The 15,955-nt window shown below is 43.0% G+C and carries 17 protein-coding genes and 1 tRNA gene; 7 read left to right on the top strand and 11 right to left on the bottom strand.

Annotated features, from left to right (window positions below; translation table 11 throughout):
• Positions 1–3: 3 nt before the first annotated feature.
• From J2755_RS09290 to J2755_RS09300, 3 genes are all read right to left on the bottom strand, one after another.
• The gene (locus J2755_RS09290; RefSeq protein ID WP_209682452.1) at positions 4–141 is read right to left on the bottom strand and encodes a hypothetical protein; all 138 of its coding nucleotides are present in this window, start codon (positions 139–141) and stop codon (positions 4–6) included.
• 119 nt (positions 142–260) lie between these two features.
• A complete protein-coding gene (locus J2755_RS09295; RefSeq protein WP_209682455.1) occupies positions 261–890 on the bottom strand; it encodes a class I SAM-dependent methyltransferase in 630 nt (209 codons plus the stop codon).
• A gap of 42 nt (positions 891–932) precedes the next feature.
• Entirely contained in the window at positions 933–2,444 is a 1,512-nt protein-coding gene (locus tag J2755_RS09300) for an ABC1 kinase family protein (RefSeq protein WP_342591073.1), read from the bottom strand.
• A gap of 327 nt (positions 2,445–2,771) precedes the next feature.
• Here J2755_RS09300 and thiI point away from each other — a divergent pair, with 327 nt between their 5' ends.
• Positions 2,772–3,950, top strand: coding sequence for a tRNA uracil 4-sulfurtransferase ThiI (gene thiI, locus J2755_RS09305; protein ID WP_209682460.1), 1,179 nt, complete (start codon positions 2,772–2,774; stop codon positions 3,948–3,950).
• 8 nt (positions 3,951–3,958) lie between these two features.
• Here the strand turns inward: thiI and J2755_RS09310 are convergent.
• From J2755_RS09310 to J2755_RS09335, 6 genes are all read right to left on the bottom strand, one after another.
• Positions 3,959–4,030, bottom strand: a tRNA-Ala gene (locus J2755_RS09310).
• 35 nt (positions 4,031–4,065) lie between these two features.
• Positions 4,066–4,335 carry an elongation factor 1-beta gene (locus J2755_RS09315; RefSeq protein ID WP_209682463.1) on the bottom strand — a complete coding sequence of 90 codons (270 nt, stop codon included), beginning with the start codon at positions 4,333–4,335 and terminating at the stop codon, positions 4,066–4,068.
• A gap of 10 nt (positions 4,336–4,345) precedes the next feature.
• Positions 4,346–4,510: an HVO_2753 family zinc finger protein gene (locus J2755_RS09320; RefSeq protein WP_209682467.1), complete on the bottom strand. Its 165-nt coding sequence runs from the start codon at positions 4,508–4,510 to the stop codon at positions 4,346–4,348.
• 82 nt (positions 4,511–4,592) lie between these two features.
• A complete protein-coding gene (locus tag J2755_RS09325; RefSeq protein WP_209682470.1) occupies positions 4,593–5,225 on the bottom strand; it encodes an amino acid kinase family protein in 633 nt (210 codons plus the stop codon).
• Positions 5,222–6,202: a hydantoinase/oxoprolinase family protein gene (locus tag J2755_RS09330; protein ID WP_209682473.1), complete on the bottom strand. Its 981-nt coding sequence runs from the start codon at positions 6,200–6,202 to the stop codon at positions 5,222–5,224. Before J2755_RS09330 ends, J2755_RS09325 begins: the two co-directional genes overlap by 4 nt.
• Positions 6,199–7,125, bottom strand: coding sequence for an ATP-grasp domain-containing protein (locus J2755_RS09335; RefSeq protein WP_209682476.1), 927 nt, complete (start codon positions 7,123–7,125; stop codon positions 6,199–6,201). The genes J2755_RS09330 and J2755_RS09335 overlap by 4 nt, the downstream gene beginning before the upstream one ends.
• A gap of 99 nt (positions 7,126–7,224) precedes the next feature.
• Here J2755_RS09335 and J2755_RS09340 point away from each other — a divergent pair, with 99 nt between their 5' ends.
• From J2755_RS09340 to J2755_RS09365, 6 genes are all read left to right on the top strand, one after another.
• A complete protein-coding gene (locus J2755_RS09340) occupies positions 7,225–7,632 on the top strand; it encodes a heat-shock protein (protein WP_342591074.1) in 408 nt (135 codons plus the stop codon).
• A gap of 89 nt (positions 7,633–7,721) precedes the next feature.
• On the top strand, positions 7,722–8,282 hold the full coding sequence (gene grpE / locus J2755_RS09345) for a nucleotide exchange factor GrpE (protein WP_209682484.1): 561 nt from the start codon (positions 7,722–7,724) through the stop codon (positions 8,280–8,282).
• Positions 8,283–8,371: 89 nt separating this feature from the next.
• Positions 8,372–10,234 (top strand): molecular chaperone DnaK, encoded by a 1,863-nt coding sequence (dnaK, locus tag J2755_RS09350; protein ID WP_209682487.1) that lies wholly within the window; start codon positions 8,372–8,374, stop codon positions 10,232–10,234.
• A 63-nt stretch (positions 10,235–10,297) separates the two neighbouring features.
• Complete coding sequence (gene dnaJ / locus J2755_RS09355) at positions 10,298–11,503, top strand: molecular chaperone DnaJ (protein ID WP_209682491.1); 1,206 nt, start codon at positions 10,298–10,300, stop codon at positions 11,501–11,503.
• Between the two features lie 215 nt (positions 11,504–11,718).
• On the top strand, positions 11,719–13,053 hold the full coding sequence (trkA, locus tag J2755_RS09360; protein ID WP_209682496.1) for a Trk system potassium transporter TrkA: 1,335 nt from the start codon (positions 11,719–11,721) through the stop codon (positions 13,051–13,053).
• Positions 13,054–13,063: 10 nt separating this feature from the next.
• Positions 13,064–14,500, top strand: a complete 1,437-nt coding sequence (locus tag J2755_RS09365; protein ID WP_209683348.1) for a TrkH family potassium uptake protein — start codon at positions 13,064–13,066, stop codon at positions 14,498–14,500.
• Between the two features lie 20 nt (positions 14,501–14,520).
• On the opposite strand, the gene J2755_RS09370 is transcribed toward J2755_RS09365, so the two are convergent.
• Together J2755_RS09370 and J2755_RS09375 are read right to left on the bottom strand one after the other, a co-directional pair.
• A complete protein-coding gene (locus tag J2755_RS09370) occupies positions 14,521–15,726 on the bottom strand; it encodes an NAD(P)/FAD-dependent oxidoreductase (RefSeq protein ID WP_209682501.1) in 1,206 nt (401 codons plus the stop codon).
• Positions 15,723–15,896, bottom strand: coding sequence for a 4Fe-4S binding protein (locus J2755_RS09375; RefSeq protein WP_209682506.1), 174 nt, complete (start codon positions 15,894–15,896; stop codon positions 15,723–15,725). Before J2755_RS09375 ends, J2755_RS09370 begins: the two co-directional genes overlap by 4 nt.
• Between the last annotated feature and the right edge of the window lie 59 nt (positions 15,897–15,955).

Genomic DNA, 15,955 nt, shown 5'->3' on the forward strand with positions numbered 1-15,955 from the left:
TTGTTATGAAAATATAGTTAGTGGCTCAAGGCGTGCGGTACCTTCAAATGTCCAGTAATTACAGAATTTGCAGTGTTCAATACCGTTTTTATCGACTACCATCTCAGAATGGCAGTTCGGACATTGTTTAAGTCTTTTCATAAAATACTCCCCAAAATATTTCGAATATTCCCCGAAGCAGCAATCACCCATACTGGTTAATCCTGCTGCCTCACATATAATAATGGTGGAAATTATATATATTTAACGTAGTTATAATTTCATTCAGTTTTTCTGAAAATCTGGCACTGAATGTAAGATTTCAGGTATGCATCGCTTACAAATTCAAGGTTGCAATCCCTGCAAAGTTGCACATAGGTGTTGTTCCAGCTGTCATGGTTTTCCTTGAGCATAAAAAAGGGAAGGAGGATAAAGCTGCTCATCCCCATTCGTGGTTTTCCGCAATCAATCAGGACAAACAGCCCGTTCTTCTTCAGTACCCTTGAGGCTTCATGGATGGCACCCCTGCGAACGTCTGCCGAGGTTTCGCAAAATGCCACGCTTGTAGTAATCATATCAAAAGTGTTGTCCTTGAATGGGAGGATGTCCATAGTTGCACGATAAAAGCTAAACTCAGGCCGTTTTTTTGTTTTTGTAAGTGCATAAGACAATTGTTTCGGGGACAGATCCAGGCCATGAAACTCTCCTTCATGCCCAAGTTTCCGGGCAATTGCAAGTGTCAGGGATGCAGTTCCACATCCCAAATCAAGTAGTTTCATTCCTCTTTGAAGTGGTAATTCTGCTGCAGCTTTCTCATAGAATCTATGATCAAATCCGAGCATGTCTGCAAAAAAATCATACCTTGGTCCACCGTACAAGGTACCGAAGTGATTCCCCTTTTTAATCCCCATGCACATTATATTATGTTGGTTTGGAAATAAATAATTTAGGAATTATTGATTTTTAAGGAACAGTAGTGCAAAGAGAAGAAGGGCTACTATAAAGCCTGCAATCCCAAGATTTGCAATTCCAGTTTCGGGCTGTGTTGCGAGATACGCAGATGCTATCAGGATTATTGAAACAAAAACATATTTTGCCGCCGAATCCATAATCCTATCACGCCTTATTTGCCGGCTTTTCTCTTCCAGTTTCTCTATGCGGTATCCCCTGATGGTTTCAATAACATCGTTGATTCCCTGTGGCAGATTCTTAAAGATTTCAAGATACTTATCGCCTTCAAGCTGGAAATATTCTGCAGCCCTGAATGGTGAATATCTCTGGATCATTACCCTGGTTATAATTGGTCTTGCGTCATCAATAATGCTGAATTTGGGATCAAGCTCAAGGCACACTCCCTCAATCAGGACAAGTGCCCTTTCAAGTGTGGAGAAATCGCTTGGCAGGGATAAATCATATTTCAACGCAAGGTTTGCGTAACTGTCATTTTGCCTTTCCCCAAGGGAATAATTTTGCTTGGCAATCAGATCGTCAAGATCAAGTTTGAACTTCCGTGTATTGATATCATTTTTGTTTATATTCGCAACTTTAAGGAATGCTTCAAAGGCGATATCAACATTTTTCTTGTATATCCCATAGAAAAGATTCAGCATATTGCGCCTTAATTCATCGTCAATTATTCCGACAGCGCCAAAATCTATGTATGCAATTCCTCCGTCTTCCTGAATAAGGATGTTTCCAGCATGTGGATCTGCATGATATACGCCGTCGAGGTAAACCTGCTTCAGGTAACTTGAACTGATAAGATGGGCATAGTGTGATCTTTTTTCCCGGTCCATGGTAGGTAGGTCTTTTACAAGTTTCCCTTCCATGTATTCCATCACAAGGACACTTTCGGTACAATAGTCTTCATGAACTGCCGGGATACGTACTTCATCGAAGTCTGCGAATGCTTCATGAAAGCGTTTAAGGTTACGGGCTTCATTCCTGAAATCAAGTTCCTTGTTTAGTAGTTCCCGGAATTCATCAAGAAATTCATCAAAATTTATGTTCTTCCCGAAACCTCCGACCCTGACTATGATGGGTTTGAGATCATTTATTATTGACAGGTCAACATTAATTTTGTCGATCAACCCCGGACGTGCTACTTTTACCGCAACTTTCTGGCCATCGAGGACTGCCTCGTAAACCTGTGCTACAGACGCACTGGCAATCGGTTTTGTGTTGAAGTTATCAAAGAAATTGTTGATGTAAGACTCATCGACTGCAGTAGTTTGATTACGATTTGCACCTGAGCCCCCGATTGTACACTGGAATCCTTCAAAAGATCGAATCATTTCACTAAATTCAGATGGCCTAACCTTGTCCTGAAGCCGGGAGAGTTCCTGAATATAACTCTGAGGGAGCAAGTCAGGTCGTTTGCTCATTATTTGTCCAAGCTTGACAAAAGTAGGTCCCAAATCTTCGAAAGCCCGGCGTAGCTTTATTGCATTCTTCTGGTTTTCCACATCAATGTAGCAGGTTACATTTTTGTTTGAAACGTAGTTTCTCTGGATCTCTTTGTACAGGAGACTAAAAAGGTTGTATTTTATGAATACGCGAAAGATTTCCAGATACCTTCGAATTTTCCTGTAGAATCCCAGAGATGCCAGTTAACCAACTCCTCGATAAATTTCAATATATCATTAATTGTATTACATTATATTTGAATGTCAAGGATAGGAATGCGAAAAATCGGTTTACTCAATTAGACTTCAAAAATTGGCATTGTCTCAAATATTATTTTATTGTCAATACCAAAGTGTTTTTATTTATCCCGCCTATGAGTCAATACCATGTTTAACACTGTGATTGTGAGATACGGGGAGCTTGCTCTCAAGAGTCCAGGCGTTCGGAAAAGGTTTGAACAGACTTTGGTTTCCAATATTGAAGCAATGCTGGATCAGGAAAAAATTGAATATTCCGAGGTCCGTCGGGAATGGGGTCGTATTTTTGTAGAATCATCTGACTCGAATGCTGCTAAGGTTGTTGCGAATGTATTTGGCATAGTCTCCACTTCTCCTGCAATCACAGTTGATGCAACTCTTGAGGCCTCAGCAACCACATGCGCAAAAGTTGCTGAAAACATGGTGCAGGATGGAGAATCTTTTGCCATTCGTCCCCGTCGCTCGGGAAACCACGATTTCCGTTCATCGGATATTGGCATAAGTTGTGGCGATGCGGTTTATGAAAAACTTGATTCACAGGGCAAATCCATATCCGTAAACCTTACAGACCCAGATAAGGAAATTTTCGTTGAGATGCGCCAGTCCAAAGCTTATGTTTTCACTGAAATCGTAGACGGTGTAGGAGGTTTGCCTCTCGGAACACAGGGAAAAATGGTTGTTTTAATTTCCGGAGGAATTGATTCCCCGGTAGCTGCCTGGATGATGATGCGCAGGGGCGTTGAGATTATCCCGGTTTACGCAAACAATGCACCTTTTGCCAATGATGCAGGTAAAGAGAGAACAATGGATTGTGTTCGTGCATTGCAAAAATGGGCACCTGGTCATCTAATGAAGTTCTATGAGGTTCCAAATGGTCCATATCTTGAAGCAGTTCGTGAAAAATGCAATGTCAAGAATACATGTATCATGTGCAAGCGCATGATGTACAGGCTTGGGTTTGAAGTAATGAATAAAGAGAAAGCTTCGGGAATTATTACCGGCTCTTCGCTGGGACAGGTGGCTTCCCAGACTACGTACAACATGTACGCTGAAATCTATGGTCTCGGTTTCCCGATATACCACCCGCTTATTGGTCTGGACAAAACTGAAATCATGGATCTGGCGAAGAAAATCGGAACATATGAGATTTCCATAAGAAAAGCAGCAAGTTGTGGTGCTGTTCCTGTGCATCCTGAAGTTCGTGCACGTTACACAATCGGTGCAGAAGAAGATGAAAAACTCGATATTGATTCAATAGTAGCTGAATCAATGGCAGGTACAAAAATACACAGGCTGGTAGATAACTAAATCCTCAGTGGACTTGGCGGGATTTGAACCCGCGGCCTTTACGTTGCGAACGTAACGATCTTCCCCTGATCTACAAGCCCTGCAAAAATAAAGGAAAAAAAGATTTTTGAAGGCCTTAGACTGGCCTTCCGAGTTCAACGACCTGTAAGCTCTCAACACCATCAATGTTGTTGATAGCTTCCTCGACTGGTTCGGTACCACCTTCAAGGTCACCAACCAGAATTACTACTTTGAGTGCTTTGAGTCCAAAGGCAACTGGTTCAATTTCTGATCCATAGAGTTCAGAGCCTTCTGGTAATACTTCTACAATCTTGGCCTTTATTGCGTCGAGATCGGTATCAACACTTTCAGGCATAATCTTCATTGTTGCTGCAACTTCTCCCATAATTCATACCTCAGGGTCCAACAAATCCACATTTAGGGCAAGTGTAAGGGTTACTCTGTTTTCTGCACTTAACGCATCTTCCAAGTTCGGATCCGCATGTTGGGCAGGGGAACCTTGCAAATCCTTCCTCTTTAAGGTTGATGCCACAAGAGGTACAACTTTCTACTTTATTCATCCTCTGTCTCCTTTTTAACTTTTAACAATGATGTTAACAAACTGGTAAGTACGATGGTTTGAGTACATAATCAATATTGCATTTAAATATTCCCCTTGATGAGGGTTCCAATAGTCTTTTTTTCTTGAATGTACTCAAGCAGCCGGTCTGGAATTTTTCCGTTTAAGACAAAGCAATCGAGCTTATGTTTTTCCAGGAATCCGGGGAATGCCAGATCCGCACATGTCTCACCCATGCTGGCAAGTCTGGTTGTATCTATCTCCTCAACAATTTGTTGATGAACCAATACGCCGTCAACATCAGTTACTTTAATGAATTCCGCCTTTTCCATTTCTGCAAAAAAAGCTGCAATGGTATCAGACGTTATGTCCCATGAATGTGGCAGAGGATCATTTTCAACAAGTAATGAGTATGGGAGGAAAATGGCAATTTGATGTTTATTGTCTTCAAGAGCTGTTATTGTCGGGATTCCTGTTTTTCCGGCAAGGTAATATCCATATTGTTCCATTGCGAGAATTGCCATCCAATGACTCGAATCCAAATCCAGGTTAAATCTGTTATCCGCTTCCCGGATGAAGTTGGCAAAAATTCCCCCTCCCGGAATAAACACTATTTGTTTCCCAAATGAATTCCGATTGTCAGCGATATGTTCGATGAGCTGTGCAGCTTCTTTAATGAGGCTTCCGCCGATTTTGATTACGGCCTTTTTGCTCATTCAGCTTCCAGCTCCATCTCAAGCAGTTTTGCGACCGCATAAGCGGGGAATACTTTTGAAATCTCTTTTCCCCAGCGCTGGGCTATGGAGAAACATTCTCTTTCCATGAGCTCGCATGCCTCAGCTATCAGGAATTCTCCAAGTCCTGCACAGACCACTGTGTCAAGATGGTGATGCCTTGCAACCTCCCGGATTCCGTTTTGGATTTCCTGGATCTGCTTCTCCTTAATTGCAAGAGCTATTTGTTCAACATCTTCTGATGAAATATCTTTTAGGTCTGCACATACCACCCTTGCCAAGCGGCGTGAAGCTTCTTCAATGCTTTTTCCTTCACCATCAGCGGTTTCTGCTGTGTAGGTTTTTTCTTCAATATTCCCAAGTACAAGGTAGGCATCCGCAGTAGTTGCAAACAGTTCCGAGGAAACACGACAACTGCCTATGCTAATATCTACCCTGTCAAGAACCGCTGCAGCATTAGTTCGCAGGATGCCCTCGTATAGCAGTTCGCCATTAGCCAGTCTTTCAGTATCTGTTGTGTGGGCAACAGGTTTTCCTTTCTTAATAGGAATAATATCGCAGGTTGTGCTTCCCATGTCCACGAAAATTGCATCGCCGACTTCCTTGCCGATTAGTTTTGCAGATGCGACCCAGTTAGCAGCTGCAAGGTCACGTGGGTTTGGTACTTCCCGGCTGAAATTTCCGGAAACTCCCATGTATTGTATGTCTCCGTCAAAGTTATTTTCCACTGCATCTACGATTCCTTTAACTCCGGCTTCCTTGTCTTCGTAACAATCTGCGAGTTCCCCTGTCATAACAACAGCAATCCTGTCGGGTTTTTGGGTTTCTGCTATTGTCCGCAGGACTTCCGGTAATGATGTTTCTTTCCAGAGGGGCACATAATGCAAATCAACAAATTTTCCATCGGAAGATGCTACTTTTGTATTTGCTCCCCCAATGTCAATTCCAATTATTTTCATTTCAGATCCTCTTTTGTGAAAGCTACAGTTCCCTCCACTGCTACTGTCTCCGGCAAATTATTATCCGCTGCAAGTAGCAGGAGTTCTGCAATTTCAGTTTTTAAAATTTGGGTAATTCCGACCAGGGAGGTTGTAGGTCGGGGATTGATATCAATAACATAGGGTTTTTCCGCAAGCACAATGTCTATTCCGGTATATCCGCGGCAGCCCAGTGTCCTGGCGGCTTCAATGGCCGCATTGATGACTTCGCCGGAACGTTTTGTTTCGTATGGGGTAACACTTCCCCTGTAATCAATAGTTATGTTGTCTTTTTGATTCCCTGTTTCAATGATCTGTTTGTTTATTGTTATTGGAAGAATTGAGTCAGAGCAAACAAGACTCACGCTGAGGTGCTCCCCATCTATGTATTCAGTTGCAATATGCCCTTCTTTGAGATATTCCCTACCACTGGCAATCACAGTGTCTTCGGAAGCACACCCGTACCTTGGTTTTACAACGTATCTGGCTTTCGCATCCATCTCACTTTGCCTGGAAACAGTTTTTGGTGAAGGAATGCCGTTTTTCTCAAGTATCCGGCTGCATTCAAGCTTGTCAGCGCATTTTCTTATGGAATCAGGGATTGATCCAAGGTTGACCGTATTCTTTTCTACAATTCCGGTAAGGTCGGCCAGAATGTCATCCGGGGCAATGACAAGTGCAGCATCACACTGGCTTGATAATTTATCCAGTGATTCCTCAAGCTTTCCTTGCTCACAGGAACTCATTTTTCCACAGCCAATCGGGATATCTGCAGATGTGTAAATTACTTCATGGCCCTCATTTTCAAAAGAAGATGCAAGGCATTTGAGCATGGATTTCCCTTCTATGAGGTAGGTTCCACCCATACCGACGCTGGTTGCATATTCTGAAATGAGAATTTTCATGTATGATTAGATTCCGTCATCAGATATATGGGTTATTCGCTTTTGATAAGGAATATAATATATACTATCAGTACAAACTCTATCTCGAGAGGGATGGATATGGAAGTATCAGATAACCCATTTTTTCAGGCATTAGGTGTATCCTTTGCTCTGGCCATTTTTATGATCGGAATGGCAATGGGAATTATGCAAATGGCTTCTACAAAAGCCAGTCCGATTCCAATAGCTGTGATACTGCTCATTTTTGCAGTAATTTTCATTATCGGATCAGTGTTCTTTGAGAGAAGGGGTGCTGATCAGATTGGCTCTCTTGCAGGAGGTGGATTTATATCTATGATAGCAACCTTTGCATTGCTTTCCTTTTTTGGCGGTATAAGTTTTGCCTTTACTGATGCTTTTCTTTCACTGGGTTGGGAAAAGCTTGTGTCTGCCCTTGCGGTTTGTATGATTGCCAGTATGCTGATTGTCAAATTCCTGTCTTATCAGGCTGATTCTAGCTATCAGTAAACTCTAAAAAAGCGAAAGCTTTTTATAGAAGTACTTTCAATCAAAAAGCCTGTGTTACTACTTATCTGAGCTTGCGGAGATATTCGTAAATGGCAGGCAAATCCAAAGGAAAGAAACAAACCAGTGATTCAAAAAAGTCTTCAGACTCATCTGTGAAGGATGAACTTGAAGATACCAAAGCTCTTCTTGAAGAGAAAGACGCTGAGGTTTTAGAATTAAAGGAGCAAGTCCTGCGCCAGAAAGCTGAATTTGACAATTTCAGAAAGCGAAGCAGAAAAGAAATGGAAGATTTCAGGAAGTTTGCTGTTGAAAACATAATGTTTGATCTTCTGGAAGTCTGCGATAACTTTGAAAGGGCGCTATTCTCTTTCAGGGATGCTGAAGATGTCAAGTCCGTTGTTAATGGCGTGGAAATGGTATACAAACAGCTCATTTCCATTCTTGAGAAGGAAGGTTTGAAGAGAATTGAGTGTGAAGGGAAAGATTTCGATCCTCATTTACATGAAGCAACACATCATGTGGAAAGTGACCAACATCCTGACAATATGGTTGTAGAGGTCTGCCGCACCGGATATGAGTTTAACTCCAAGGTGATTCGGCCAGCCATGGTGACTGTTGTCAGGAATCCTTCTGAACAGGATAAATCTTAAGGAATAATTCCTTCCGGGAATGAGACGAAAGACATAACAGATAACAAATATCAATAATCAAATTAACATTTTTCAGAGAGGTAATTAATATGGGTAAAATACTTGGAATTGATTTGGGAACTACAAATTCATGTATGGCAGTAATTGAAGGTGGGGAACCTACTGTTATTCCAAATGCTGAAGGGGGCAGAACTACTCCTTCCGTTGTAGGTTTTTCCAAGAAAGGGGAAAAGCTGGTTGGTCAGCTAGCAAAGAGGCAGCTGATCGCTAATCCGGACAACACAGTAAGCTCCATCAAACGTCATATTGGTGAGGGTGATTACAAAGTAAAAATGCATGAGAAGGATTACACTCCTCAGGAAGTCTCCGCAATGATCCTCAGGAAACTGAAGGACGATGCCGAAAGCTATCTGGGTGAGACAATCACTCAGGCTGTCATCACTGTTCCTGCATACTTTAACGACTCCCAGAGGCAGGCTACCAAGGACGCAGGTAAGATTGCAGGTCTTGAAGTCCTTCGTATTATCAACGAACCGACTGCAGCATCCCTTGCATATGGTCTTGATAAGGAGCATGGGGAACATAAAATACTTGTTTATGATCTGGGTGGCGGAACCTTTGATGTATCCATACTTGAGCTTGGAGATGGTGTATTTGAAGTTCTTTCAACAAGCGGTGACACACACCTTGGAGGAGATGACTTTGACAACAGACTTGTCGAACATATCGTGAGCGAATTCAAGAAAGAGGAAGGCATTGATCTTTCAAAAGACAAAGCTTCATTGCAGCGTCTGAAAGATGCCGCAGAGAAAGCCAAGATTGAGCTTTCCGGTGTAGGTACCACTAATGTGAACCTTCCATTCGTTACCGCTGATGCAAACGGTCAGCCTAAACACATTGATCTCGATATCACTAGAGCCCAGTTTGAAAATATGACTTCTGATCTCATTGACAAGACAATTGCATCTATGAAACAGGCACTTAACGATGCAAAGTTGAGTCCTGCTGACATTGAGAAAGTTCTACTTATTGGCGGTTCCACAAGGATGCCAATTGTCCTTAAGACTGTGAAAGAAGTTATCGGGAAAGACCCATACAAGAATATCAATCCGGATGAAGCAGTCGCTGTCGGTGCTGCTATTCAGGGTGGTGTCCTTGGAGGCGAAGTCCATGATGTATTGCTTCTGGATGTAACTCCATTGACTCTTGGTATTGAGACGCTTGGAGGTGTTGCAACCCCGCTTATTGAGCGTAACACTACAATTCCAACGAAGAAAAGCCAGATTTTCTCAACTGCGGCTGACAGCCAGACTTCCGTGGAAATCCATATTCTTCAGGGTGAGCGTGGTATTGCGACTGCAAACAAGACTTTGGGTCGCTTTATCCTCGATGGTATACCACCTGCACCACGCGGAATGCCACAGATCGAAGTTACATTTGATATCGATTCCAATGGTATCCTCAATGTAAATGCAAAGGACCTTGGAACCGGTAAGGAGCAATCCATTACAATCCAGAAACCAGGCGGTCTCTCCGATGAAGAGATTGACCAGATGGTCAAAGATGCGGAAGCTCACGCAGAAGAAGACAAGGCTAAGAAAGAGGAAGTTGATATACGCAACAACGCTGAATCTCTTGTAAGCTCTTCCGAGAAAGTTCTCAAGGAAGCAGGCGACGTTGCAACCGAGGAGCAGAAATCCAAGGTTGAATCTACTTCCGCAGAACTCAAGACTGCTCTTGAAGGCTCTGATCTGGAAGACATAAAAACCAAAACCGAAGCTCTTCAGGAAGCATTGTATGCAGTTTCAGCGGCTATGTACCAGAAAGCACAACAGGAAGCTGAAGCAGCACAGGCATCCGAGTCCGGTCAATCCGAATCTGCGGAAGGAGCTGCCGACACAGATGAAACTGTAGTTGATGCAGACTTTGAAGAAGTAGACGATGAGAAGTAATTTTACAGGGAACTTTTTATCCCTGTAATTCCTTATTTTTATCCCTGTTTGAGGTAAACCGCTATGTCTACGCAAAGGGACTACTATGAAATCCTTGGTGTTCAAAAAGACGCTTCGGAATCAGAGATCAAGAAAGCTTACCGTAAGCTTGCGATGACTCACCATCCTGATAAGAGTAAAGAACCCGACGCTGAGGAGAAATTCAAGGAAATCTCTGAAGCGTATGCTGTACTTTCAGATAAGGAAAAGAGGGCGCAGTATGATCAGTTTGGTCATGCTGGTATTGACAGCCGCTATTCTACTGAGGACATTTTCAGGAATGCTGATTTCGGTGGATTTGAGGATATCCTTGAGCACATCTTTGGCGGAGGATTTGGCGGATTCGGTGGTTTCGGAGGATTTGGAAGCCAAAGAAGTTCACGTCGCGGGCCCATGAGGGGTTCGGATCTTCGTTACGATCTTGAGATTACCCTTGAACAGGCGGCTTTCGGCGACAGTGTTCCTATTCAGGTTCCACGTGCTAAAAACTGTGAGTCATGTGAAGGAACCGGTGCAAAAGCTGGAACATCTGCAGTTACCTGTTCCAAATGTGGTGGAAGCGGTCAGATGACCCATGCCAGAAATACGCCATTTGGCCGTTTTATGACTACCACTACCTGTGATCAGTGTCATGGGACGGGAAAGGTTATTGAATCCCCATGTCCGGAGTGCCATGGTTCAGGGAAAGTAAGGAAAACCAAGAAGATTGCAGTTAAAATCCCCAAAGGCGCTGATACCGGCCTGAGGCTGAAAGTTACCGGTGAGGGTGAAGATGGCGATCCCGGTGCCCCTTCAGGGGATCTTTATGTTGTATTGCATGTGAGACCCCATGAGATGTTTGACAGGGTCGGAGATGACATTATCCTTGAACAATCCATTAGCTTTGGTCAGGCCGCTCTTGGTGGAAGCGTGAAGGTTCCAACACTTCATGGCGAAGTGAAAATGAATATTAAGGAAGGAACTCAGACGCATTCCGTCCTCAGGCTGAAAGGAAAAGGTATGCCACATCTTCATGGTCACGGGCAGGGCGACCAGCTTGTGAAAGTCATTGTGGAAACTCCTGCCAAACTTACAAAAGAGCAGAAAAAAGCCCTTATGGAATTCGATAAGTTAAGTGGCGGTAATGCCGGTAACAACAAAGGGGGAGGCGTTTTTGACAAAGTAAAAGATGCCTTTGATTCTTTGCTAGCTGATGATGAAAGTCCGAAATCCAATCCTCATACTGAATAATCTGCCGTTTCTATTTGATGTGGGGTAAGAGTCGTTCTTCCCCTTAGAATTTTTAGGCTTTGTTCCATCTAGTCTTTTTTCTTCTGGATTTTCTTTGTGTGGCAATATCCCCAAATATCATGAATAATCGTTATCTGCCTGCTTTCCTACGGTAAACTTTAACAATAGTGTTTGTATTATCCTCGTGAGTCCAAAGACTGGATTGAGGAATTTTTATGAAAATCATTATCATTGGTGCCGGTGAAGTTGGCTATCATATTGCCAAGTCGCTGTACCAGAATAACGATATTATTGTCATTGATGAAGATGAAGATGCCTGCCTGAGAATAGATGAACTGGATGTGCAGGTGATACGCGGAAATGGTGCAAACGCCGCAATTCTCGGAAAAATTCTTCCGAACACTGATCTCCTTGTAGCAGTTACAGGGTTAGATGAGGTCAACATCGTATCATGCATGGCTTCCAAGTTGATAATGCAGTCTGCTTCAAATTTCAAGACAATGGCAAGGGTAAGTAATCCTGATTATATCGACAGCCCTGTAGCAAAAAGAACCCAACTGGGTATTGATGTGATGGTTTGTCCGGAGTTATCTCTCGCATCAGAAGTTGCTGATATTCTTTCTATTCCGGAGGCAATTGATACGGAATTGTTTGCTGACGGCAAAGTTATGATGATGGAATTTGTTGTTAAAAAAGACAACGAAATTGTCGGCAAAAAGGTCCATCAACTCGATTTACCGGGTGGTTGTATTGTAAGTGCCCTGTTTCGTGAATCAGATTTAATAATTCCCCGTGGCGATGATGTGGTCCGGGCAGGAGATCACATGGTCATCATGGGCAGATCTAAATCCATGGTGGAAATTCCAGCACTCTTTGGTGAAATTGGAAGAAAACAAAGCCGTATTATGATTATTGGCGGTGGTGTGGTTGGCTTCTATCTGGCCAAGCTTCTCGAGCATACACGTCTGAAAATTAAACTCATAGAAAGGGAAAAAGAACGCTCTGAATTCATTGCAGAAGAACTTCCGTCCATTCTTGTATTGAGGGGGGATGGAACCGACCTCAACCTTCTCAGGGAAGAAGGTATTGGGGATATGGATGTTGTAATTTCCGTTACCGACAGTGATGAGAAAAACCTGCTTTGCGCTCTCCTTGCAAAACAACTGGGTGCAAAGAAAGTAATTGTACGGGCTGATCATTACGATTATGTGCCCCTTTTTGAAATGGTAGGTGTTGACAGGGCTGCGAGTCCAAGGGAAGCTACTGTGAACGAAGTTCTTAAGCTCACTATGGGTACAGGTATCGAAGCACTCACTACACTTGAAGGTGAAAAGGTTGAAATCATAGAGTACACAGCCTCTTCAAATTCAAAGATTGTGGGAGAACCTCTAAAAAATGTCCAATTCCCGCGTGGAGCTATTGTAAGCATGGTTGTGAAAGGGGATGAAACACACGTTCCCAGGGGTGACTATGTTATACATGCCGGTGATCATGTACTGATTTTCTCTCTTCCATCTGCTTTGCATGATGTCGAAAAACTCTTCAAATGAAGTGATTGATTTGAGGTTTAAGGTAGTTCTTGGTGTATTGGGTTCTATCCTGTGGATTCTGGGAGCATTTATGTCGCTCCCGCTGATTGTATCATTTTACTATCATGAGTCACTGAGTACTTTTGCAATTCCTCTTACCATAACAATATTAACCGCATCGGGTTTAACTCTCTTTCTGGAGCGGGAAGATGATGAATGGGATTTACGTGAAGGTTTCCTGATTGTTGCTTTAGGCTGGCTCTTTGCAGCAGTGTTTGGCGCTCTTCCTTATGTGTTTGAAGGTCTTTCGCCATTAAATGCTCTGTTTGAATCCATGTCCGGATTCACAACAACCGGAGCTACGGTTTTTACTGATATTGAAAGCCACAGCCGGGGTCTGTTATTCTGGAGAAGTATGACCCAATGGCTGGGTGGAATGGGAATTATTATGCTTTTCATTGCTATTCTTCCCAAACTTGGAATAGCGGGAAGACAACTTTTCCGCGCTGAGGCCCCTGGTCCTAAAGAAGACCAGTTAAAACCAAGAATCAGGGAAACGGCAAAAATCCTGTGGATGGTTTATGTTGTAATGTCTCTTCTGGAAATTGCTTTTTTAGCAATTGCAGGACTGGAACCATACGATGCTATTACTCATACTTTTACCACTATGGCATGCGGTGGTTTCTCTCCTTACGGGGGAAGTGTGGGTGCATTCGGGAGTCCTGTTGTTGAAGGTATCATTGTACTTTTCATGTTCTTTGCAGGTGCGAATTTTGCCCTTCATTATAAATCCCTCTACAATGATCGAAAGAGTCTCCTGAAAGATCAGGAATTCAAATTTTATTTCTTCTTAATTGTATCAGCATCACTAATTCTGGCATACATGTTGTTTTCAAATGGAGTATATTCAATATCTGATTCCCTAAGGTATGGTATATTCCATGTAGTTTCAATAATGACAACTACCGGCTATGCGACTGTTGATTTTAATCAGTGGTCAGACTCGGCAAAAATTGTGCTTTTTTCCCTGATGTTTATTGGGGGATGCGCGGGTTCAACAGCAGGTGGTGTGAAAGCTGTCAGATTCCTTCTTTTGTTCAAATACGCACAAAAAGAGCTTTTCAGGGTAATTCACCCCAAGGCCGTAAAACCAGTTCGATTTAATAATAAAGTAGTGCCAGATGATGTAATGCAGGCAACGATATCTTTCATGGTATTCTTTTTCTTCATATTCTTCATAAGCTCAATTCTCCTATCCCTCATGGGACTGGATTTTGTAACTTCAATGAGTGCTTCCATCGCAACATTGGGGAATATTGGGCCGGGGTTTGCCCTCATTGGTCCTATGCAAAATTTTGACATTATCCCGGCGTTTGGAAAACTAATCCTGATTGCCGATATGTGGATAGGAAGACTCGAGGTTTTCACAGTGCTTGTGCTCTTCACACCGGCTTTCTGGAGTAAATAAAAAGAGAATTAGAAGAATAATTATTTACTATTCTTCTTCTTTGCTTCCTTGATAAGTCCGCGAAGATTCCAGAGTAATCTCTTGTTTGCTTTGAAAAGGGCATTAAGGAGATCCTTGACTGTCATCTTGTGGATTGCAATTCCTTCTACAGAATGAGCAAGGGAATTAAGATCATCATCACTGAAGTTAACAAACGTGTCCTTCACTTTCAGGGTGTAGCTGATATCTTCCCCGATGGTTGCACGCCATCTGTTTTCATATTCCTGAAGGGTGGCCATGGAGCAATCGCCTTTATTAATTGCTTCAACTGCAACTTCCGCAGCAATCTTGCCCGCATCCATTGCATTAATGATCCCGCCTCCGGTTATCGGATCGGACTGTCTTGCCGCATCACCCACAAGCATGAGACCGTTTGCAATTGTTCTTTCAATAGGTCCGCTGACAGGTACTCCGCCATAAACCATTTCAATTATTCTGCTTTCGGGGAAATGCTTTTCCTTGAATTCATTAAGATAATCGATGGCTTTCTTCTTGCCGGAGCGGCTTCCAAGAATTCCTATTCCGAGGTTTGCAGTACCATTGCCTTTCGGGAATGCCCACACATATCCTCCGGGTGCAACTTCCTTGCCGAGGTAGAAATAGCAGAAATTCTGATCAATATCAGCATTTGTGATAAGAAATTGTGCGCAGGTTTCGATGTCTGACGGTTTACATGCAGTGTTAATCCCGGCCCATCGACCAACTTTGGATTCCATTCCATCTGCACCAATAACGATCTTGCATCTGATGTTTTTCTCTTCTCCAAGATGCATTACTTTTACGCCACAAACAGTATCGTTTTCGATAATTAAGCCGGTAGCCCTTGTCTTGACCATGACATCCGCGCCAGCTATTGCGCTTGCATCTGCAAGTGCCCGATCAAAGACTTTTCTTTCAAGCACATATCCAACTTCCCCGCCGGACATCTCTTCATTCATTTCCACCATTGTCATATCCGGTGAAAATATACGGGATCCGGTAACATCTGCACAGATCCATTTGGGATCAGGTTCGATATGCTTTTTCAGTGTAACTTTTGCCACACCTTCAGCACAGCGAATCGGATCTCCGATTTCCTGTCTCTTTTCAATGAGGAGAACACCCAGCCCTTGTTCGGCTGCATATTTAGCGGTCATTGATCCGCCAGGGCCGGCGCCGACAACAACCATGTCATAATAATCTTTCAACGTTTCACCTCAATAGCTCCAACCGGACAGATCTTTGCACAGATTCCACAACTGGTGCAACAATTATCAACTTCTATCCACGTCTCTACAAGTTCAAGTGATCCTGAAGGGCATACCCCAACACATGCACCACAATAGCCGCATTTATACCTATTCACGCTAATGCTCATCTAATCACCAGGTCCAATCTCCAAAAGTGAGGTGTAACTAAATCCTAATCTATTTCGGA

The sequence above is a fragment of the Methanohalophilus levihalophilus genome (assembly GCF_017874375.1).
GTDB classification, from domain to species: domain Archaea; phylum Halobacteriota; class Methanosarcinia; order Methanosarcinales; family Methanosarcinaceae; genus Methanohalophilus; species Methanohalophilus levihalophilus.

What these genes read in the sequence shown, in the direction of transcription:
- thiI (WP_209682460.1), top strand. Translation starts at nt 2,772, where the DNA reads ATGTTTAACACTGTGATTGTGAGATACGGGGAGCTTGCTCTCAAGAGT.
- trkA (WP_209682496.1), top strand. Translation starts at nt 11,719, where the DNA reads ATGAAAATCATTATCATTGGTGCCGGTGAAGTTGGCTATCATATTGCC.
- J2755_RS09295 (WP_209682455.1), bottom strand. Translation starts at nt 890, where the DNA reads ATGGGGATTAAAAAGGGGAATCACTTCGGTACCTTGTACGGTGGACCA.
- J2755_RS09330 (WP_209682473.1), bottom strand. Translation starts at nt 6,202, where the DNA reads ATGAAAATAATTGGAATTGACATTGGGGGAGCAAATACAAAAGTAGCA.
- grpE (WP_209682484.1), top strand. Translation starts at nt 7,722, where the DNA reads ATGGCAGGCAAATCCAAAGGAAAGAAACAAACCAGTGATTCAAAAAAG.
- J2755_RS09315 (WP_209682463.1), bottom strand. Translation starts at nt 4,335, where the DNA reads ATGGGAGAAGTTGCAGCAACAATGAAGATTATGCCTGAAAGTGTTGAT.
- J2755_RS09375 (WP_209682506.1), bottom strand. Translation starts at nt 15,896, where the DNA reads ATGAGCATTAGCGTGAATAGGTATAAATGCGGCTATTGTGGTGCATGT.
- J2755_RS09335 (WP_209682476.1), bottom strand. Translation starts at nt 7,125, where the DNA reads ATGAAAATTCTCATTTCAGAATATGCAACCAGCGTCGGTATGGGTGGA.
- dnaK (WP_209682487.1), top strand. Translation starts at nt 8,372, where the DNA reads ATGGGTAAAATACTTGGAATTGATTTGGGAACTACAAATTCATGTATG.
- J2755_RS09320 (WP_209682467.1), bottom strand. Translation starts at nt 4,510, where the DNA reads ATGAATAAAGTAGAAAGTTGTACCTCTTGTGGCATCAACCTTAAAGAG.
- J2755_RS09340 (WP_342591074.1), top strand. Translation starts at nt 7,225, where the DNA reads ATGGAAGTATCAGATAACCCATTTTTTCAGGCATTAGGTGTATCCTTT.
- J2755_RS09325 (WP_209682470.1), bottom strand. Translation starts at nt 5,225, where the DNA reads ATGAGCAAAAAGGCCGTAATCAAAATCGGCGGAAGCCTCATTAAAGAA.
- J2755_RS09290 (WP_209682452.1), bottom strand. Translation starts at nt 141, where the DNA reads ATGAAAAGACTTAAACAATGTCCGAACTGCCATTCTGAGATGGTAGTC.
- dnaJ (WP_209682491.1), top strand. Translation starts at nt 10,298, where the DNA reads ATGTCTACGCAAAGGGACTACTATGAAATCCTTGGTGTTCAAAAAGAC.